The sequence below is a fragment of the Nocardia sp. NPDC005825 genome, assembly GCF_040630175.1.
Taxonomy (GTDB): Bacteria; Actinomycetota; Actinomycetes; order Mycobacteriales; family Mycobacteriaceae; genus Nocardia.
The window spans coordinates 348881-366855 of the sequence record NZ_JBEXXC010000006.1 but is presented as its reverse complement, the minus strand read 5'-3'; the positions used below and the strand labels follow the sequence as shown (position 1 = coordinate 366855).

At 68.4% G+C, this 17975-nt stretch carries 18 protein-coding genes and 1 pseudogene; 9 read left to right on the top strand and 10 right to left on the bottom strand.

Annotation, left to right across the window (positions count from 1 at the left end; translation table 11 throughout):
* Window positions 1-33 precede the first annotated feature (33 nt).
* Window positions 34-348, bottom strand: coding sequence for a hypothetical protein (locus tag ABZ382_RS19425; protein WP_357090743.1), 315 nt, complete (start codon window positions 346-348; stop codon window positions 34-36).
* Between the two features lie 188 nt (window positions 349-536).
* Between ABZ382_RS19425 and ABZ382_RS19420 the strand changes: the two genes are divergently transcribed.
* Window positions 537-1394, top strand: coding sequence for a GNAT family N-acetyltransferase (locus tag ABZ382_RS19420; protein ID WP_357090588.1), 858 nt, complete (start codon window positions 537-539; stop codon window positions 1392-1394).
* Window positions 1395-1410: 16 nt separating this feature from the next.
* On the opposite strand, the gene ABZ382_RS19415 is transcribed toward ABZ382_RS19420, so the two are convergent.
* The gene (locus tag ABZ382_RS19415; RefSeq protein ID WP_357090586.1) at window positions 1411-1857 is read right to left on the bottom strand and encodes a MarR family transcriptional regulator; all 447 of its coding nucleotides are present in this window, start codon (window positions 1855-1857) and stop codon (window positions 1411-1413) included.
* 79 nt (window positions 1858-1936) lie between these two features.
* Between ABZ382_RS19415 and ABZ382_RS19410 the strand changes: the two genes are divergently transcribed.
* From ABZ382_RS19410 to ABZ382_RS19400, 3 genes are all read left to right on the top strand, one after another.
* A complete protein-coding gene (locus tag ABZ382_RS19410; RefSeq protein WP_357090584.1) occupies window positions 1937-2311 on the top strand; it encodes a cupin domain-containing protein in 375 nt (124 codons plus the stop codon).
* 95 nt (window positions 2312-2406) lie between these two features.
* On the top strand, window positions 2407-3228 hold the full coding sequence (locus ABZ382_RS19405; RefSeq protein WP_357090582.1) for an acyl-CoA thioesterase domain-containing protein: 822 nt from the start codon (window positions 2407-2409) through the stop codon (window positions 3226-3228).
* Window positions 3229-3284: 56 nt separating this feature from the next.
* Window positions 3285-4034 carry a ZIP family zinc transporter gene (locus ABZ382_RS19400; RefSeq protein WP_357090580.1) on the top strand — a complete coding sequence of 250 codons (750 nt, stop codon included), beginning with the start codon at window positions 3285-3287 and terminating at the stop codon, window positions 4032-4034.
* Window positions 4035-4043: 9 nt separating this feature from the next.
* On the opposite strand, the gene ABZ382_RS19395 is transcribed toward ABZ382_RS19400, so the two are convergent.
* Window positions 4044-4799 carry an EI24 domain-containing protein gene (locus tag ABZ382_RS19395; RefSeq protein ID WP_357090578.1) on the bottom strand — a complete coding sequence of 252 codons (756 nt, stop codon included), beginning with the start codon at window positions 4797-4799 and terminating at the stop codon, window positions 4044-4046.
* Window positions 4800-4855: 56 nt separating this feature from the next.
* Here ABZ382_RS19395 and ABZ382_RS19390 point away from each other — a divergent pair, with 56 nt between their 5' ends.
* Complete coding sequence (locus ABZ382_RS19390; protein ID WP_357090576.1) at window positions 4856-5503, top strand: CoA pyrophosphatase; 648 nt, start codon at window positions 4856-4858, stop codon at window positions 5501-5503.
* A gap of 60 nt (window positions 5504-5563) precedes the next feature.
* Here the strand turns inward: ABZ382_RS19390 and ABZ382_RS19385 are convergent, their stop codons facing one another.
* From ABZ382_RS19385 to ABZ382_RS19365, 5 genes and pseudogenes are all read right to left on the bottom strand, one after another.
* Window positions 5564-6442, bottom strand: coding sequence for a LysR family transcriptional regulator (locus ABZ382_RS19385; protein WP_357090574.1), 879 nt, complete (start codon window positions 6440-6442; stop codon window positions 5564-5566).
* A gap of 226 nt (window positions 6443-6668) precedes the next feature.
* The gene (locus ABZ382_RS19380) at window positions 6669-7067 is read right to left on the bottom strand and encodes a PPOX class F420-dependent oxidoreductase (RefSeq protein WP_357090572.1); all 399 of its coding nucleotides are present in this window, start codon (window positions 7065-7067) and stop codon (window positions 6669-6671) included.
* A gap of 105 nt (window positions 7068-7172) precedes the next feature.
* A complete protein-coding gene (locus ABZ382_RS19375; protein WP_357090570.1) occupies window positions 7173-7565 on the bottom strand; it encodes a hypothetical protein in 393 nt (130 codons plus the stop codon).
* Window positions 7562-8634 (bottom strand): annotated as a pseudogene (locus tag ABZ382_RS19370) (IS110 family transposase). Before ABZ382_RS19370 ends, ABZ382_RS19375 begins: the two are co-directional and overlap by 4 nt.
* A gap of 387 nt (window positions 8635-9021) precedes the next feature.
* Entirely contained in the window at window positions 9022-9306 is a 285-nt protein-coding gene (locus ABZ382_RS19365; RefSeq protein ID WP_357090568.1) for a hypothetical protein, read from the bottom strand.
* A gap of 192 nt (window positions 9307-9498) precedes the next feature.
* Between ABZ382_RS19365 and ABZ382_RS19360 the strand changes: the two genes are divergently transcribed.
* Both ABZ382_RS19360 and ABZ382_RS19355 read left to right on the top strand, forming a co-directional pair.
* The gene (locus ABZ382_RS19360) at window positions 9499-9885 is read left to right on the top strand and encodes a hypothetical protein (protein ID WP_357090566.1); all 387 of its coding nucleotides are present in this window, start codon (window positions 9499-9501) and stop codon (window positions 9883-9885) included.
* Window positions 9882-14249, top strand: a complete 4368-nt coding sequence (locus ABZ382_RS19355) for a hypothetical protein (protein WP_357090564.1) — start codon at window positions 9882-9884, stop codon at window positions 14247-14249. The genes ABZ382_RS19360 and ABZ382_RS19355 overlap by 4 nt, the downstream gene beginning before the upstream one ends.
* Window positions 14250-14251: 2 nt before the next feature.
* Here the strand turns inward: ABZ382_RS19355 and ABZ382_RS19350 are convergent, their stop codons facing one another.
* Window positions 14252-14569 carry a hypothetical protein gene (locus tag ABZ382_RS19350; RefSeq protein WP_357090563.1) on the bottom strand — a complete coding sequence of 106 codons (318 nt, stop codon included), beginning with the start codon at window positions 14567-14569 and terminating at the stop codon, window positions 14252-14254.
* Entirely contained in the window at window positions 14566-15447 is an 882-nt protein-coding gene (locus ABZ382_RS19345) for a hypothetical protein (RefSeq protein ID WP_357090561.1), read from the bottom strand. Before ABZ382_RS19345 ends, ABZ382_RS19350 begins: the two co-directional genes overlap by 4 nt.
* Window positions 15448-15707: 260 nt before the next feature.
* Between ABZ382_RS19345 and ABZ382_RS19340 the strand changes: the two genes are divergently transcribed.
* Both ABZ382_RS19340 and ABZ382_RS19335 read left to right on the top strand, forming a co-directional pair.
* The gene (locus ABZ382_RS19340; RefSeq protein WP_357090559.1) at window positions 15708-16445 is read left to right on the top strand and encodes a VWA domain-containing protein; all 738 of its coding nucleotides are present in this window, start codon (window positions 15708-15710) and stop codon (window positions 16443-16445) included.
* A gap of 8 nt (window positions 16446-16453) precedes the next feature.
* Complete coding sequence (locus ABZ382_RS19335) at window positions 16454-17974, top strand: protein phosphatase 2C domain-containing protein (protein WP_357090557.1); 1521 nt, start codon at window positions 16454-16456, stop codon at window positions 17972-17974.
* Window position 17975 lies beyond the last annotated feature (1 nt).

Sequence of the window (17975 nt, the reverse complement as noted above, 5' to 3'; positions counted from 1 at the left end):
ACTGTCAAGAGTTCACGGGCGACGGTTTTTCCGCTACTCCCAGGGCTTGACCGGCGGTTTCACCCACAGGATCTTCTCGTCCGCGTGATCGCGCACGGCCGCCGGATGCCCCGGATTCCGGGCCGCCCACGCGTCCTTCTCCCCGAGCAGCCGGGCCACCACCTGCCAGGTCTCCTCGGTGCTGGGCGGATTGGTGTCCGCCGCGCGGGCCAGTTTCCGCCGCTGCGCTACCGGGAGCTCGAGCAGTTCGTCCCCGCTGATCCCGCGTGCCCAGACATACGCGGCCAGCCGCCGAGCCTTCTCCTTGCGGCTCCGGCTGGCGTGATCGGAATGTGCGTAGTCGGCCATCTCTTCCTCGAACTCCGCGCAACCTCGCAGGTCGCGGGCCATGACGTACCGACCCTACCGGAGTTCCGACCCCGATCGGCCGCCCGCTCGGGGCCTCACCGCCGCGACCGGCCCGCGCCGCTGTCGCTCTGTGCCGGGCTCCGCGAATCCTGCCGAGTAGCAGCGGTTTTGCGACTACCGTTGGTCGTATGCCGGAGACCGTGCGCATCGATGATCTGGTCGTTTCCCGGGCGACGCCGGGGGAGTGGGCCACCGTGGTGGAGTGGGCCGCCGCCGAGGGCTGGAATCCGGGGCGGCGGGATACGACCTCGTATTTCGCGCAGGATCCCGACGGGTTCTTCCTCGGGCGGGTGAACGGGGAACCCGCGTCCGCGGTCTCGGTCGTCAATTACGGCGCGGATTACGCCTTCCTGGGCTTCTATCTGGTGCGGCCGGAGCTGCGCGGGCGTGGATTCGGGCTGGCCACCTGGGACGCCGGGCTGAAGCACGCGGGAAACCGGGTGGTCGGCCTGGATGGGGTGCCCGCGCAGCAGGACAACTATCGGCGCAGTGGATTCGAACTCGCCTACAGCAGCGCGCGATTCATCGGCGTGCCACGACTGCCGTTGCCCGATAACGCGGTGACGGCGCTCTCCCCGGCGGATACGGCGGAACTGCTGCCGTACGACTCCGCGTGCTATCCGGCGGATCGCCCGGCATTTCTCACCGCCTGGCTCGACGAGCCGGGACATCGGACGTTCGCCCGCATTGTCGACGGCACGCTCACCGGGTACGCCGTCCTGCGCCCGGCCCGGGACACCTTGCGGGTCGGGCCCTTGTTCGCGGATACGCCCGCCGACGCGCGTCAGCTGCTGGCCGCCCTGGCCGCGCACGCGGCGGGAATGCCACTGGCGGTGGATGTTCCGCTGGTCAACGAGCCCGCCGTGCGCCTGATGGAGGAGGCCGGTCTGACGCCGTCCTTCGAGACCGCGCGCATGTACACCGGGCCCGTGCGGGATTTCCGGCTGGATCGGGTGTTCGGCGCGACCACCCTCGAACTGGGCTGAGTGCCACGCGGATCGGTCACCAGGCCGAGGGGCGCACGCGGCCCGGCGTGACCACGCGCGCGAGGGCGTTGCGCAGCCCCACCGTCGCTTCGACCCCGAGAGTCGCCGCCCATTGCTCGGTGAATCGGGTCGCGGCGGCGTCGGCGGCGCGGGTGCAGGCCCAGCCGCGTTCGGTGAGCGTGATGAGCTTGGCGCGGGCATCGGTGGGATGCGGATTGCGCTGCGCGTAGCCCTTTTTGACGAGTTCGTCGACCAGCTGGCTGGCCGCCTGCTTGGTGACGTCCAGGTGTTCGGCGATCTCGCCGACCGTCGCCCCGGACGGCGCCATGCGTACGAAGGCGAAGCCGTGGGTGGGACGGATGTCGGTGAACCCGGCCGCCACGCAGCCGTCGTTGATGGCGTCGGTCACCTCGGCGGCGGCCGCGAGCAGCAGCAGCGGCAGGTCCTGTGCGGGTCCGGGCATGTCTGAGATCTTGGCACTTGACAAAGAAGTCAACAAGCTTGACTATATAGTCAAGCTGCTTGACTAAAGGAGAGTGTCCATGCCAGTCGTCCACGCCGCCGATATCCAGTCCCACGAGATGCACGGTTCCCGCTTCACCCCCTTGATCCGCCCCAGCGTCGGCAGCAGCGAGCTGTGCGTGTGGCGCCTCGAGATCGCGCCCGGCACCCAGGGTGTCGCGCACCGCATTCACCGCGAGGAGGGCTTCGTGGTGCTGGGGGGCTCGATCACGCTGACCATTCAGGGGGAGTCGGCGCGACTCGCCGCCGGTGATGCGGGCGTGGCGCCCGCGGATTCGGTCATCCGCCTGGACAACCCGTCCGACCGGCCCGCCGAGGTGCTGGTCACGGCCCCGGTCGGCTTCACCGGCGAGCTGCTCGACGGCACCGTGGTGAACCCGCCCTGGGTGAACTGACCCGCCCGCTGCTCGCTCATCGGGACGCGCGCCTTCCCTCGCGTTTCTGACACGTGTTCTAATTTGGGAGATCATCACCAGGTAGGGGAGGCCCCATGACCGCGTTCTTCACTCGGGAGGACGGCCGCTACACGGCGACCCGCATGGCGGTCAGCGCCTGGTCTTCCAGCCAGCTCGCGGGCACCGCCGTCTGCGGACTGCTGGCCCACGAGCTCGAAACCCACAGCCTCGGGCCCGAGTTCGTGCCGGCCCGTTTCACCGTCGACATGTTCAGTCCGGTCCTGAACGAGCCGATCGAACTGCACAGCTCGATCGTGCGCGACGGCAACCGCATTCGCGTGGTCGACGCCTCGATCGTCCAGCAGGACCAGGTCCGGGCCCGCGCCACCGTCCAATTCCTGATCGCGGCGGCCGAGCCGCCCGGCGAGATCTGGCAGCCCACCCAGGACCTGCCGGTCCCCGACCAGCGGCTCGACCGTCCCGAGGGCGCGCCGCCGCTGTTCAAGTCCGGATCCGCCGACTGGACCCACGATTTCGCCTCCGGTGTGAACCCGCACCGCAAGGCCGCCTGGAACAATGTCCCGCCCCTGATCGCGGGCGAGGCCATCACCCCGTTCGAGCGCGCGGCCTTCGCCGCCGACACCACCAACCTGGTGTGCAACTGGGGCACCGCCGGCGTCGGCTACATCAACACCGATGTCACCATGACCCTCTCGCGCCTGCCGGAGGGCCCGGAGATCGGCGTGCACGCCCGGGATCACGTGTCCGCGAACGGCATCGCGGTCTCCACCGCCACCCTCTACGACCGCACGGGCGCGCTGGGCGTGTGCACCATCACCGCGCTGTCCAATGCCCGCCGCATGGTCGACATGGCGGCGTTCGCCGAGGCGCAGTCCCTGCCCGTCGTCACGAGCTGAGTCACCCATCGGCCGGTCGCGCACCGTCGGGCCGGATCCGGTGGTAGTCACTGGACATGGGCACTGTGGTCGAGGCGGGTGGCTGGGGGCTGCTCGCGGGCGCGGCATTGGTGATGGGCGCGGGTCTGGGCTACCTGGTCCAGGTTCCGGCCAAGCTGGTGGCGACCATCATGGCGTTCGGCAGCGGCGTACTGCTGTCGGCGGTCTCGTTCGAGTTGATCGACGAGGCGCACGCGCGCGGCGGCCTGGTGCCCACGACTGTCGGCGCGCTGGCCGGCGCTGTGCTGTACACCGGCGCGAACAGCGCGCTGGCCCGGCGTGGCGCTCGGCATCGCAAACGGTCTGGTGATCAACAGCCTTCGGAGGCCGATCAGGAAGGTTCGGGCACCGCGATCGCATTGGGCGCGCTGCTCGACGGCATCCCGGAATCGATGATCATCGGTGTGGGCATCGCCTCCGGCGGAGCGGTCAGCGTCGCGACCGTCGCCGCGGTGTTCATCAGCAATATCCCCGAGGGTCTGTCCAGCGCGACCGGCATGCGCCGCGCGGGCCGCACTCCCGCCTACATCTTCGGCCTGTGGGGCGGCATCGCCGTGCTCAGCGCGGCGGCGGCCATGCTCGGTTTCACCCTGTCGGACGTGCTGTCCGCGTCCGTCCTGGCCGCGATCATCGCGCTGGCGGCGGGCGCGATCCTGACCATGATCGCCGACACGATGATTCCCGAGGCCTTCGAGAACGCCCACCTGGTCACGGGTTTGGTCACCGTCGCCGGATTCCTCACCGCCTTCGCCCTCTCGACCCTGTGAGCGGCGGGGTCAGGTCCGGGTGGGCTCTCCCAGCAGCTGGCGGCTCAGCAGCGTGGCCCCGGCGACCGCGCCGGGCATGAGGAACACGGCCACCACCGGGATGAGGAACGCTGCCGCGAGCGGTGCGCCGAAGCCCCAGGCCACGGTCTTGCGGGACCGCAGCATGGCCATCTGCTGGTTCAGGTGTACCCCGCGCCGTTGCAGCGCAACCGAAGTCAGTTCCTGGGTCAGGAAGAACCCGGTGACGAACACCGCCAGCACGGGAATCACCGTCTGCCCGATGACGGGCACGAACCCGAGCACGAACAGCAGCACCGCCCACAGCATGGCCCGCACCAGGATTCGAGCGCTGTCCCGCACGGATATCCACAACTCGACCCACCAGGACAGCCCTGATTCCGGGGCGCTCCCGTCCGGCGAGACCGACCGGTCGACCCGCTCGGAGATCACGTCGTAGAACGGCGATCCGATCACCAGGGTCACCGCGGTGAAGGTCAATGCCGCCACCAGCACCGCCAGCGCGATCAACGCCACCATCAGCGCCCCGCGGAACAACCCCAGCCAGGGACTCGGCCACCCGTCCGCGAACGGCGTCAGCGTCTCCGTCACGTCCCCGCCCCAGGCGATCACCCCGACCAGCGCCGCCCCGTAGATCACCAGCGTGATCAGCGCGGGCACCAGCCCCAGCCCGTACTCCCGGCGATGCCGGGCCACCCACCGCTGCCCCGCCAAGAACTGGGCAAATCCCATCCCGAAATCACGCATGCCGGAACGATACTGGCTGCTTGACGCTGCCCGCCGCCGCGATCTAGGTTCGGCGAATGGCCGTCGATCAAGATCGCAGCGGATATCGCTGGAACGATGTGCCCGCGAATCGGTTGCGGGCAGCGGTCGCCGAGGCGATGGACGCGTTTCCCCGCCGGACCGTCGACCCGGAGGGCCGCAAGCCCGCCGCGGTCCTGATCGCGATCGTCGATCGCGGTGCGGAGCAGGGTATTTGGCTGACCGAGCGCGCGCCGAGCCTGCGCGCCCACGCCGGCCAGCTGGCCCTCCCCGGCGGCAGACTCGACCCGGGCGAGGACCCGCAGGCCGCCGCCTTGCGCGAGCTCCACGAGGAACTGGGTATCGCCCTGCCCCGATCGGCCGTCCTCGGCCTCCTCGACGACTACCCGACCCGCTCCGGCTACATCATGACCCCCGTCGTGGCCTGGGTCGCCGATCCGCCGGCCCTCGCCCCGAACCCCGCCGAAGTGGCTTCCGTGCACTGGATCCCACTCGCCGAACTCGACGTGGACCCGCGCTTCGCCACCGTCCCCGGTTCCGACCGCCCCACCATCCAGCTCCCGATGCTCGGCGGCCACCTGCACGCCCCCACCGCCGCGATCCTGCACCAGTTCCGCGAAGTGGCTCTGCACGGCCGCGCGACCCGCGTCGACCACTTCGACCAGCCCCGCTTCGCCTGGGAGTGACGGGACGCCGATCCCCATCCGAGGCAGGGCGGGCTGGTGTCCGGCCCTGATGATCGCTGGCTAGGAGTCGCGCAGGTCGGTGAGGACTCGGGCCAGGGCGCGGATGGGTTCGGTTTCGGCGTCGGCGCGCCAGCACAGGTGGTAGGTGAGGGGCGGGATATCCGGGACGGGGATGAAGCGGACGTGCGACATCTTCCAGAACTCGGTGACGTGGGCGGGGAAGGGGTGGACGATGTCGCCGTTGAGGACCCATTCGATGAGGTCGTCGACATTGGTGACGGGACGCAGGCGGTGGATGGGGCGGCCGCCGGGGGTGGTGAAGGGGAGGTAGGTCTCCTCCCATTCCCGGGGGTTGCCGGGCGACATGGAGTGCGGGTAGTCGGCGAAGTCCTCGACCGACACGGTGTCGCGGTCGGCGAGGGGGTGATCGCTGCTGACCGTCAGTACGCGACTGTCGCTGAAAAGGGCTGGGCCGAGGGTGATGTCGCCGGGGACCGGGCCCCACACGGCGATCACATCGAAGTCGCCGTTGCGCAGGGACCTGAAGACGTCGGTGTAGGGCAGCCGGTGGACTTGGAGCTCCCACTGCGGATGGCGGGCGCGGAATTCGTTCCAGTAGATGTGGAATTCGGGGAGATTGAACGGCAGCAGGGCCAGTTTCAGGACCGCGGTGTGCCCCCGGGCGGCCTGTTTGGCGCGCCGCACACTGCGTTCCACTCCTTCAAACAGCGGTCGCAGATCGTCGCGCAGCTGTTCGCCGACCGAGGTGAGCCGCACCGTGCGACTGGTGCGCTCGAACAGCAGCGCGCCGATCTGCCGCTCCTGCTTCTTGATCGCCTGCGTGATCCGCGCCGGGGTGACCTTGAGCCGTTCGGCGGTCCGCCCGAAATGCAGTTCCTCGGCCAGCGTCAAGAAGATCTCGATCTCGCGCAGCTCCACGGAATCCCTGTCTCGTCAACTCCGCGGTCGATGCGGCATTACTGGTTCTGTCGTCCTTCGGCGATGGCCGGGTTATGACGAGAGTCTGTCAGTAGATCCAGGGGCCGGGCTGACCCGGGCCGGGGGATTGCGGCGTGTTCGGCGGGGCAGGGTGGAAGTAGCCGCTGGATTGTTCTACCCAACCCCCGTCCCCGCCGGGCAGCCAGGGGATCGCCTCTGCGCCTGATTACTCGGCGGCGCGGCTGGTGAAGTCGAAGGAGCCGCCGTCGATGCCCCAGGAGATGATGCGTTCGGGGTGGATGCGGATGATGGCGCGTTCCTGGATCGGGAACGGGGGCTCGACGTCCTCGATCGTCTCGGCGGTGCCGCGGACCTCGACGCCGCGGATCTCGTACGGGTCCAGCGAAACCTGTTCGTCGACAACGAATGACACGCGGCTGCCGGCCTGGATATTGCGGTACTTTCGAGTGGCGATCATTCGCATCCCGCCGATATCGATGGTGCCGTCGGCGTTGACCCGGTAGCTGGTCGGGTTGTTCTGGACGACCCCGTCGGGCGACACCGTGGCCAGTCGACCGAGCCCGGCCTCAGCGAGGAACTTCTGTTCATTGATGGTGAAGCTCATGGCGATTACTCCTCGTCGGTTACCTTGAATCTAGCAGCGCTAGATTCTGGAGCAACGGTAACATTGATCGCATGGCCTGTCTAGCGTTGCTAGATTTTCGGATCGCTACCGCGGGCGGGGAGTACCGGTGCGTGGGCTCGGACCCGAGAGCGTTATCGGGCGGCGGAGGTCGAAGGCCCTCGAAGTCTGGAATGTGTGGTCTCGCACCAGGATCGGGCCGAGGTCCGGCGTGCCGATCGATACGGTGGCCGTGCAGTCGCCGGGGCCGAGTTCGACCAGTCTGCCGCCGCGGACGGTCGCCTCGAGCGGCAGCACGCGCAGCGAGATGTCGACCGTGATCTCGAATCGGCTGACCTGCTGGTCGTCCACGTACACCTCGAGGGCCGGGTGGTACGTGTGTGAGATTTCGTGTTCGAGCAGCGGGACCTTCTCGGAACCGCCGCCGCGGCGGGTGCGATCCGCGGCGCGGAGCAGCTTGATGCCCCTATGGATTGTCAAGCCGCTGTGCGCAGCGGAAGGGTGTTCGGGCTGGGTGCGGTGATGATCTGATAGATCTCTCGTGCGACGTAGCGTTTGAGGCATCGGATTGCTTCGCGGCGAGTCTTGCCTTCGGACTGCCGGCGGGCGACGTAGTCGCGGGTGCGGGCGTTCCAGCGCAAGCGGGCGATGACGATCGTTAGAGAGCGGAGTTGGCGCGGCGGTCGCCGCCTCGATTGAGCCTGCGGCGCCTGGATTTTCCCGAGGATGCCTCGACGGGGCTAACGCCGCACAAGGCAGCGAAGGATGCCTCGTTGTGGAGGCGTTCGGGGTTGTCGCCGACGGCGATGAGCAGGGCGGCGGCGGTATCGGGCCCGACGCCATAGCAGTCGAGCAGTGCAGGGCAGAACGCAGCGATGGTTGCGGTGATCTGAACGTTGAGATCGTCAATTTCTTCTGTCAGGACAAGGATTCGACGGGCAAGAGACCGCAGCGTGTAAGCAGCTGCCGACTCCGTCGTCGTCGGGACGGTCTGATCGAGATCGGCGCAACGCCGAATGAGTCGAGGGTTGCTCAACCCGGCCAGCGACTCCCGTAATGCCGGATCGGCGCGCACGACAACGGCTTTGAGCTGGTTGATGGCCTGCGATCGAGACTTGATCGCCGATTCCTTGGTCGACTTGAGCATCCGCACCATCTCCACCGGCCCGTCGCTCGTCTTGGCGACTGCGACCGCGCGGCCCGACAACACCGCTCTTGCAGCCGCCTCGGCGTCGATGGCGTCGGTCTTGCCGCGGCGGCGCCGATTTCCCTTGTCGGGATGGTTGACCTCGACAACACGCACGCCAGCTTCTTGCAGGTAGCGGGTCAGCGCGGTGCCGTAGGAGCTGGTGCCTTCCACCCCTGCGCGGCGCAGGGTGCCGAAGGTTGTCGCCCAGGCCAGCAACTGCCGGTAGCCGTTGGCTGTTGTCGGGAAACTGCTGTGTGCCAGGCAATTTCCTCGAACTCCGATCAGGAAGGCAACGTGGGCATCTTTGTGGGTATCGACACCCAGCACCACCGTCTCGTCGGAGTGGTCGTCTTGCGGCATGTTTAGCACGGTCGGCTGTCTCCTGGCGGATTCGGGATTGGGCTGGCCGACGCCGGACCGGGTCATCGATGGTCAGGACTGTGATGGTGCCGTGTCAGCAGCAAGGCCCCTATCGGGACACATCCGACCTGGTCAGGCGGCGGAAAGCGCCGCCCCGGACAGTGGTCGACAGATCAAACTCAAGGCCCCGACGGCCAGTCGTAGCGCGGGTCAGACCACCGCCCAGGGCGGCACCCGATCATCCTCACAGTCGTAGCGTGTGGCCACCGCCCGCCAGTGCTTGGTCCTGTTGAAGGCGCGTTCGATGACATTGCGGCGTTTGTAGATCTCGGCATTGAAGCTCGGTGCACGCCCACCTGAGCGGCCCTTGCGTCTGCGGTTGACGCCCTAGTCCCGGCGTTCGGGAATCATGGTCTGGATGCGTTTGCGGTTCAACAGAGTTCGGTTCGACGCCGACGAGTCGGCGCGGTCGGCGATCACCACCTCCGGATGGCGCGGCTGCGCGCCCCACCGGCCAGTCGCGGCACAACCACCGCGTCGAGCAGCGACGGCAGCAGCAGGGAGTCGTTGGTTGACCGGCGTAAGCAGCACGGCCAGGCCGCGACCGGCGCCGTCGGCGGTGAGATGAATCTTGGTGGTCAGCCAACCACGGGCTAGCGTCACTGGCATCATGCGGCGCTATGCATTGCGTGTGCTGTCGACGCGTAGATCGGCGGCACAAAGACTCGGAGATCAGGACGGAGCCCTCGTCGCTCATCGAAGCGCGGGGTCATTCCACCGGCGGACAGCAGATTGCGCGAGTGTGTAACAACTGACGGGAACATGCGACATCCTTGGTTGTCGAGGCGGTGGAGGGATAGGCACATGGACGTTCTCGTCGGATCAACCCAGCCGGGAGGCGCGGACGCACTCCGCGACCTGAACACCGAGCTACTGAACGATGCGCGGTGGCGCGGCCGGGTCACTCTGCTCGAAAAGCGTGCCCCTGAGGGCACTTTGGGACCGATGCTGGAGGGCCTGCAGATCGCGCTACAGCCGCAGACGCTGGTGCCGCTGGCCACCGCGTTGTTCGCCTTTCTGCGCTTCTATACCTCAGACATCGAGATCGGCATCAGGCGAACCGACAAGAAGACTGAAGTAACGTTGTCAGCCAAGCGGATCAAGCGGCTCAAAGATGCCGAGCTCCCTGCCGCGCTCGCCGAGCTGATCGGCCAACTCGACCCACCCGACAGCGACGACACCGAGTCATGACCGGACTGAGCGGCGCAGGCACACGCGTACTGCTCATCGGCACCGAACACACGGACAGTCCGAAGCTGTCCGACGTCCCGGCCGTGCGTACGTCTTTGGCGGAACTCGAACGGCGGCTGTTGGATTCGTGCGACGTCTCCTCGGCGAACATCCGAGTCGTCCTCGATCCGCCCGATCCGGTCATGCTGGATGCGGTCATCCGGGCCATCGCTGCCGCGGCGACCGATGTCCTGCTGATCTACTTCGTCGGGCACGGGCTGATCGCGGGCGGCGAGCTGTTCCTCTCGACGGTGGCGACCGTCGACATCACCAAGAGCCGCCCCGCCAGTCAGGCTTTGGAGTTCTCCGCCATTCCGGCGGCGCTGGCCACGTCGACGGCGCGCACGGTGCTCGTGGTGCTCGACTGCTGCTACTCCGGCCGGGCCAGGCTCGGCTCCGATATCTCCGACGGCCTGCTGCTGGTGTCCGCGACGCCGTGGGGACCCGCGCTGGTCCGCGACGGCGCGGAGCACACCGTGTTCACCGGCGCGTTGCTACAGCTCCTCGCCGCAGGCGATCCGAACGGCCCGCCGCTGACCACGCTCGCTCGCCTGACCGAGCTACTCGATCGCAAGCTGCATGACGAGGATCCCCATCAGCCCCGGATCGGCATCGAATTCCGTGGCAACGCAGGGCGACTTGTCATCGCGAACAACCCTGCGCACCGACAGCCGGAGCCGGAGCCGGAGCCGGACTCGGGTACCGCCGACGCCGTCAATCCGTATCTCGGGCTGGCCGCGTACGAGAAGAGCGACGCGCCAAGGTTTTTCGGGCGCGCCGAGACGACGGCCGCATTGGCCGCGGCCATCGCCGCGCGCGCCACCGACGTGATCGTGCTCACCGGCGCGTCCGGCGTCGGAAAGTCCTCGATACTCGGCGCAGGACTGCTGCCGCTGCTCGACAAGGGCAGGGAGCTCCCCGGATCGGAGGCCTGGCGACAGGTCGCGTTCGCGCCCGGCCCCGATCCGCTGGCGGCGTTGCGCGCCGAACTTGCCGGGGCCCTTCGTGTTTCCCGGGAGGCCGTCGATGATTTGCTCGCCGACCCCGCCCGGCTGCGCGAAACCTGCGCCACGACACCGATCGCCGTGGTGGTCGACCAGTTCGAGGACGTTTTCATTCACCACCTCGCCGTCGCCGATGTGTTCATCGAGGAGCTGACGGCGCTGGCCGATGTCGCCCGGATGACGGTGGTGTGCCTGCGATCCGACTTTCTCGGGCGCTGCCTGCGCTACCCGGCGCTCGGCCCGGCGGCCAGGGCGGCCGTCGAAGTGACGCCGATGACGCCCGACGATCTCCGCTCGGTGGTCGAAAAGCCTGCTGCGCAAGCCGGTTTCGTGACGGGGGAGGACCTCGTCGAGATCGTCCTTTCCGACGCGCTGCCGCGCTCGGGCCGCTCGGTGGAGGTGTTGCCACTGCTGTCCCACGCGTTGATGGAGACCTGGCGGGTGCGCCGGGGCCGAATACTCACCGCCGCGGACTACATCCGGGCAGGCCGCATCGACAAAGCGGTGACCAGGAGCGCCGACGCCGTATACGCCGCGCTCGACGCGGCGGGCAAAGCGGAAGCACGCCAGTTGTTTCTGGCGTTGGTCCCGCTGGACGGCGAGCTGCGGCGCACCGGCCGGGTCGTCGCGCTGGACGATCTCCGGCCTGACCCGCGGGTGCTCGACGTCTTTGTCCGAGCCCGGCTGCTAGGCGTCGATCGAGGCGCCGTATTCCTCATCCATGACGCCCTGCTGGACGCCTGGAAGCTGTTGCAGGAGTGGATCGACCAGTACGGGGCGGGGCTGCGGGAGCGGCAGCGGGTCCGCAGCCGGGCCGCTGAGTGGCAGGCCCGCAGGCACCCGAGCCTGCTGCTGTCCGGTCCGGCGCTGGACTCGGCGTTGCGGTTGCGCGACAGCGGGGTACGGCTCGACAAGCCGGAAGAGGAGTATCTGCACGCCAGCCAAGACAGGCAAAGGTTCAGCCACCGCCTGAGATTCGCCGTGGCCATGGGTCTGGCGCTGCTTACCGTGGTCTCGGTGGCGGGCTGGATTTCCGCGATCGATCAGCGCGACCGGGCCGACGCGAGTGCCAACGAGGCGGCCGTGCGTCAGCTGCAGCTGCTGGGGCAGGCCCATGCGGAGACGAATCCCCGTGCGGCGCTGAGCTTCCAACTGGCCGCGGCGCGGATCGCGCCGAGCGATCGGAACCACGCGGAGCTGGCCAAGGCCTTGATCGGTAGCCCGTTCGGCGGCTCGGTCGTCATGCCCGAATTTCAGGAGGCCGACGACGCTATCACAGCGGTGGCGCTCACCCCCGACGGCGGTCTGCTGGCGGCCGCCGACGAGGTCGGCCATGTGGCGCTGTGGCGGGTCGTCGGCCACCAGCTGGAGAACGCTCCGGTCGGCAGATTCCGCGTCCGGCACGTGGACGATCTCCGGTTCGACCGGGCCGGTCGCACGCTTGTGGTATTCGGCAATGACTACGACAAGACGCGACCGGTCGACCAGCGTGACCGCGATGTCCAGTGGTGGGATATCAGCGATCCGGCGCGTCCCGCCCTCAGCCGCGCCGACGGCGGTGGGACGGTCGCGTTGGTCTCCGCCGACGGGACAGTCGGCGTCCGGAGAACGATCGTCGACAACGCCTCCGTGACCACCATGGTCCGCATCGGCGACCAGGTCACCGAGGTCGCGCGATCGGACATGCCGGGCGGGCTGCTCGGATTCAGCAAAGACAATTCGATGCTCGTCACCGGCGACGACACCGGGTACGTTCTGTGGGATACCCGGAATCTTGCCGTGCCTGTGCGACTTGCACGGTTCTCGACCGCCTTACCGATCGATACCGACCCGGCGTCCTTCACGATGATCACCGGCGGACCGCGGGAGTTCGCCTCGTTCAGCGCGGACAACCGCCTGATTGCGCTCACCGGACGCGGGGCTCCGGTCACCCTTATCGACCTGGCGGACCGCACCCGGCCGACGGCACTGGGCACCGTCTCCGACACGGGACCAACCGGGGTGATCGGCCCGAGCGCCACCCGAGCGGAGTTCAGTCCGTCCGGACGCACGCTGACCGTCGGTGGAAGCGGTGCGGGCGTTCAGATCTGGGACGTGCGTGACCCGCTGCACCCGCATGTCGAACGCAGCCTCAACACCGAGCTGACGGGCCAGATCCGGTCACTGACCTACTCCGCGGACGGCCGCGCGCTTGTGTCCGGCGGGCGGGGCGGAAGGACGACCCTGTGGAATCTCGGCGGCGGCACCGGGATAGCGGTCGAGGCCGAGTTCGAGGCCCTCGGTAATGACGGGTACTTCAGTCCGGACGGCACGACACTGGTCATCGACGGTCCATCCTCGCTCACGGAACCCGAGATGCTCGGGGTGTGGCGGCTGACCGATCCGCTGCACCCGGTGCGGGTCGGCCGAATTCCCGAGCAGGCCGACGGAACCGCCGATGTGAGCATGGCGCGGGACGGTCATCTGGTCGCGGTGCGTGGCGCAGACGGCGCGACCGCACTCTGGTCGCTCGCGGACCCGGCCGCCCCGGTACAAGTCGGGTCGGTCGCGACGAATTCGCGAATCGGGCTGACGTATCCCAACACGCACACGATGACCGTGCGGATGGACCACGCCGGGACAACCCTGGCCGTCGAGCAGGAGAGCGGCTTCGGGTACGTAGTACAGCTGTGGGATATCACCGACCCGGCACGACCTCGGAAGCTCGACGACGTCCCGGTCGGCGGTTCGCCCCACCCCGTCTACGCGGTGTCGCCGGATGGCCGATTGCTCGCCGCAGTGACCAAATCGGACAGTACCGGTCTCTGGGACATTCGGGGACCGGACAAGCCTCGGCTGCTCACGGAACTGCCGGGGGCGGCCGGGCGCGTGACGATCAGCGCCGACGGCCGCACGTTGCTGAGAACCAGCAGCTTCACCGCCGAGAACTCTGCCACCGAGATCTACGACCTGACCGATCCCCTGATGCCGGAGTTACGGGAAGTGACCCAGCGAGTGCTCAACTCGTCCGCCTTCAACCTGGACCCACGAATACTCACCATGGCGCTGGGCCGCGACGTCATGCTCGCGCCGACCGATAACATGGACAGCACCGTGCTGCTCCCCGGCCATCTGGGCACCGTGGACGCGTTGCGGTTGCGGCTGGACGGGTATCTCGTCTCGCGCGATCCCCGCACCGTTCGGGTCTGGGATGTCCGCGGCGCGCTGACGACGCTGCTCGATCCGGAAGCGGCAGCCTGCCAACGGCTCGGCACGGCGATCTCCGAAAAGGACTGGCAGTACTACGCGCCGAACCTGCCCTACGACAACGTCTGTCGCTGACGCTAGGTTCTGTCTCCTGATGATCGGAGCCATTCGACGACCAACGCCATGACCACTCCGGCCCGGTAGCAGCAGGCGAGCTTGTCGTAGCGGCACCAGCCCTCGACCGCGACCTGGGCCAGGCTGATATTGAGCAAGCCGTCGATCGCCTGGGCGATCTCGGCGAGGGCCGCCGTGCGCAGCGGCTCGGTGATCGCGATCGCTCCGCTCAGCGCGATGCGGTCGATTCCGCTGGAACGCAGGTAGTTCGCGAGGTCGTCGGCGGCGGGTGCCGAGTAGCCGAGCGCCACCGTCCGGGCTGAGATCGACGGGGTGGTCATCGTGACAGCTCCCTCACGAATACCTCGGGTGTGCCGAGGTGCATGCGAACGTGGACGGTGAGCGGACGTGCCGGACGGCCGATCTCGCGAATGCCCGTCTGCGGGTTCATATCCGGTGAGACGGCTACCCGGACCGTCGGCTGCCGGACCGGCGCCCGATGCGGTGGCTGCCGGAAGAGCTGTTCCGGGGCGGCGGGTCGGCGGCGCCGGACAATCACCGAGGCCAGGGCGATTCCGGCCACGGCGACGACGCCGATCACGGCTGCCGCTGGGACCGACGGGGTGGATTCGGGCCCGTCCGCGTTGGACGAGGTGGGCGGAGGCGGTATTTCGACCTGTGGTGTCGTTCCGCCGTGGTTGCCGCCTGTGGACCCGGTCGACACGGGTGGATCCACGTGCGCCACTTGGATGGTGATGGGCGCGCTGCGGGTGATTGTGTCCGAGCAGCAGGGTGCCGCATAGCCGGGTGCGGTCGTTCGCGTGTGCACGTAGGTGCAGGTAGCGGTGACGGTCTGCGGCCCGAGCGGCGCTTGATCGGAGACCGCGAGACGGGCTGTGAAGGAGTAGTTCGTCACCTTCGTGGTGGTGCTGCTCGACCAACTCGTGGTCAGCGTGAGATCGCTGGTACAGACCCAGTTCTCGCCGGAAACGGAGATCGTGGTTCCACGCCGCGCGGTCGCCGGGACGATGAGTGACGGGCCCGGTCCGTCGTGGGTACCGCCGCCCTGGGGCGGCACCGACGGAGAGCTGGGCGTCGTCGTTGGAGCGGCGATCGCGACCGCGCGGGTGCCCACGGACAGCAGGACCGCGACGACGGCGAGCAGCAGCCGGGCACCGTCGAGGCGCCGATGGCGGCGGTGCGAGTTCGCCTGTGGCATCGCGGGTTCCTCCCCTGGCCGGTTCACGGCCATGACCCATGGTGGGTCTGTCCCTATCCGGATACGGAGGTAGTGCGCTACTTCATTTCCGGTGCCTGCCGGTCGGCACGGATCGGTTCGGGCTGGAGTAGTCGCCGTCCCGAAATCGAGTAGTCCGCTACCTCTGCCGCCGTGGGTGATCGGGGGCATGGTCGATGACGAGGCGCGCCGAGTGGCGCGGGAAGGCGACTCGGGCATGAGGCCGTGGCGGCGGTGGTGTGATGCGTAGCGAATCTCGTTTCGGGGTGACCCAGGCCGGTGTCAGCGCCCGCCGGGTGTTCCCGTTCTACATCGTGTGCGACGTCTCGCGGTCGATGTGGGATCCGGATTTCAATCCGGGACAGCCGATTACGCCCTTGGACACCATCGAGCAGTCGTTGCCCGACATGCTGGGTGTGCTCGCCGACGACCCGACCACCTACGACACCGCGCATCTGAGTGTGATCGCGTTCGGTGATTCCCCGGTCCCGGTGCTCCCGTTGACCCCGCTGCGGTCCGATCCGGCGCTACCCCGCTTGCCGCGGCAGGGCTCGACCGATTACGCACAGGTGTTCTCGTTCCTGAACCGGATGCTCCGCGATGATCAGCAGCGTTTCGCCCGCGCGGGCCTGCAGTCCTACACGCCGGTCGTGTTCTTCCTGACCGATGGGAATCCACAGGTCAACGGCCAGTTGCAGCGGGACGAGGTGTGGCTGCCGGTCCGGCACGCGCTGGAGGCGCCGGGTCATCCGTTCCGGCCGGTGGTGGTGGCCCTGGGCATCGGTGAGGTCACCGAGGGCACGGTGCGGCAGCTGCGGTCGATCGACCCGGTCGGTGCGGCGTGTGTGGCGACGGGCGGCGTGGCGCCGGGAGATCTGTTGCGCGCCATCATCAACAGCATCAAGTTCTCGATCAGCAGCAGCGTGGGACAGGGCGCGTTCCTGTTCCGTACGCCCGCGGGAATGCGGCGGCTGGAGTGAGGAATTCGATGACTCGGCCGGGGCGACCCGGCCTGCGGTGGCGGTTCGCGCGGGTGCACACGACGTCGCTGGTGGTGCTGGTCGCGACGATCGGCTTCTTCCTGGTGGCGCTGATCGTCCAGTGGCTCGGTGATTCCTCGCCGAAACCGGTGGACCAGAGCGCCGTATCCGCCGCGGCGAGTCGCCCCCCGGTCAGCGGTTGCCCGGCGGGCTCGGTGCCGCCTGCGGGGTCCACCGAGAGCAATTCGAACGGCCGGCCTCCGACGACCACATCGGCGGGCGAGATTCCGGGGCTTCCCGGCGGTGTTGTGGGACTGGTCTTTCCGAATCCGAACCGGTCGGATAGGCCGCCGAACGGCCGTGATGTGCCGTGTCTGACACTCGGAATCAGCTCTACTCGAGAGAACCCGGCCGCGTATCTGAGCCGAACGGGCAACAACGGCGACGTGATGCTCGTGCTGGCGGACCCGCCGCGCACCGCGGACCGCGGGCTGCTCCCGGCGGCGCTGGTGGCCGCTGCGGCTGCCCTACTGACCGGAGGTGCGGTAGTGGTGTTGTCCGCCATCGGTGATCGGAGACCGGCTCCGGCCTCCGGTTCCGTGCCCGGGGAGACCCCGCGGCCTTCGGTGGCCGAACCGCCTCCGGTCGCCAAGGCCGCCCGGCCGGTCGAGTTGGCGGCGGTCACCACCTCCGGTGTCAGCGGATTGACCGTGGATCGCGGTCGAAGCGGAAGTTTCGAGGTCTATGCCGCGACCCAGGTCGGATTGCAGCACGCGCGAACCGGGCACACCCGCGAGGACGCGTACGCCATCGGCGGTGCGCCGGAACACGATTGGGTCTTCCTGGCGGTCGCGGACGGCCTCGGTTCCGCGGAGAATTCGCATGTCGCGGCGCAGCGGGCGTGCCGCGTCGCCATCGAGGCTCTGCACAAGCGCGTGCCCGGGTACCGCCCCGGAGATGTGGTCGCGCAATGGTCCGCACTGGCGCGCGACGTCGCCGCCGAGGTCGCGCGCAATCTGGGCGCCGAGGAACTCACCCGGTTGGCGGCCGAGATCGGCTATCGCGATCCGCACGGCATCGCGGAGGGCAAGCGGACCCCGGTTCCGGCCTGCACCTTGACCTTCGCCGCGCTGGGTCCGGTGGGTCCCGGCGGCTATCCGATGCTGTGGGCGGCGGTCGGTGACTGCGACGCGCTCACCGTCGATCTCGGTACCGGGGCGACGAGCTGGTTGACCCGTAATGACACCAAGTCCGGCGGCCGGGTCAGCAATGTCACCGCGTCGCTGCCGCGCAATGCCGACCGGCTGGTCACCGGCTCCGAGGTGTTGTCCGGCCGGCGCATGGTGGTGCTGGCGAGCGACGGTATGGCGGACGCGATTCGACTGGTGCCGCAGCAGTTTTCGACGATTCTCCCCGAACTCGCGGGCCCCGCGCCGGCCGAGCACGTCTTCGCCGAGATCGTCGGTTTCCAACTGCCCGGCCTGCACGACGACCGGACGATCGTCGCGGCCTGGCCGGTCGGCCGATAGC

What these genes read in the sequence shown, in the direction of transcription:
- ABZ382_RS19350 (WP_357090563.1), bottom strand. Translation starts at nt 14,569, where the DNA reads ATGACCACCCCGTCGATCTCAGCCCGGACGGTGGCGCTCGGCTACTCG.
- ABZ382_RS19410 (WP_357090584.1), top strand. Translation starts at nt 1,937, where the DNA reads ATGCCAGTCGTCCACGCCGCCGATATCCAGTCCCACGAGATGCACGGT.
- ABZ382_RS19360 (WP_357090566.1), top strand. Translation starts at nt 9,499, where the DNA reads ATGGACGTTCTCGTCGGATCAACCCAGCCGGGAGGCGCGGACGCACTC.
- ABZ382_RS19420 (WP_357090588.1), top strand. Translation starts at nt 537, where the DNA reads ATGCCGGAGACCGTGCGCATCGATGATCTGGTCGTTTCCCGGGCGACG.
- ABZ382_RS19335 (WP_357090557.1), top strand. Translation starts at nt 16,454, where the DNA reads ATGACTCGGCCGGGGCGACCCGGCCTGCGGTGGCGGTTCGCGCGGGTG.
- ABZ382_RS19415 (WP_357090586.1), bottom strand. Translation starts at nt 1,857, where the DNA reads ATGCCCGGACCCGCACAGGACCTGCCGCTGCTGCTGCTCGCGGCCGCC.
- ABZ382_RS19405 (WP_357090582.1), top strand. Translation starts at nt 2,407, where the DNA reads ATGACCGCGTTCTTCACTCGGGAGGACGGCCGCTACACGGCGACCCGC.
- ABZ382_RS19355 (WP_357090564.1), top strand. Translation starts at nt 9,882, where the DNA reads ATGACCGGACTGAGCGGCGCAGGCACACGCGTACTGCTCATCGGCACC.
- ABZ382_RS19380 (WP_357090572.1), bottom strand. Translation starts at nt 7,067, where the DNA reads ATGAGCTTCACCATCAATGAACAGAAGTTCCTCGCTGAGGCCGGGCTC.
- ABZ382_RS19400 (WP_357090580.1), top strand. Translation starts at nt 3,285, where the DNA reads ATGGGCACTGTGGTCGAGGCGGGTGGCTGGGGGCTGCTCGCGGGCGCG.
- ABZ382_RS19390 (WP_357090576.1), top strand. Translation starts at nt 4,856, where the DNA reads ATGGCCGTCGATCAAGATCGCAGCGGATATCGCTGGAACGATGTGCCC.
- ABZ382_RS19395 (WP_357090578.1), bottom strand. Translation starts at nt 4,799, where the DNA reads ATGCGTGATTTCGGGATGGGATTTGCCCAGTTCTTGGCGGGGCAGCGG.
- ABZ382_RS19365 (WP_357090568.1), bottom strand. Translation starts at nt 9,306, where the DNA reads ATGATGCCAGTGACGCTAGCCCGTGGTTGGCTGACCACCAAGATTCAT.
- ABZ382_RS19345 (WP_357090561.1), bottom strand. Translation starts at nt 15,447, where the DNA reads ATGCCACAGGCGAACTCGCACCGCCGCCATCGGCGCCTCGACGGTGCC.
- ABZ382_RS19425 (WP_357090743.1), bottom strand. Translation starts at nt 348, where the DNA reads ATGGCCGACTACGCACATTCCGATCACGCCAGCCGGAGCCGCAAGGAG.
- ABZ382_RS19340 (WP_357090559.1), top strand. Translation starts at nt 15,708, where the DNA reads ATGCGTAGCGAATCTCGTTTCGGGGTGACCCAGGCCGGTGTCAGCGCC.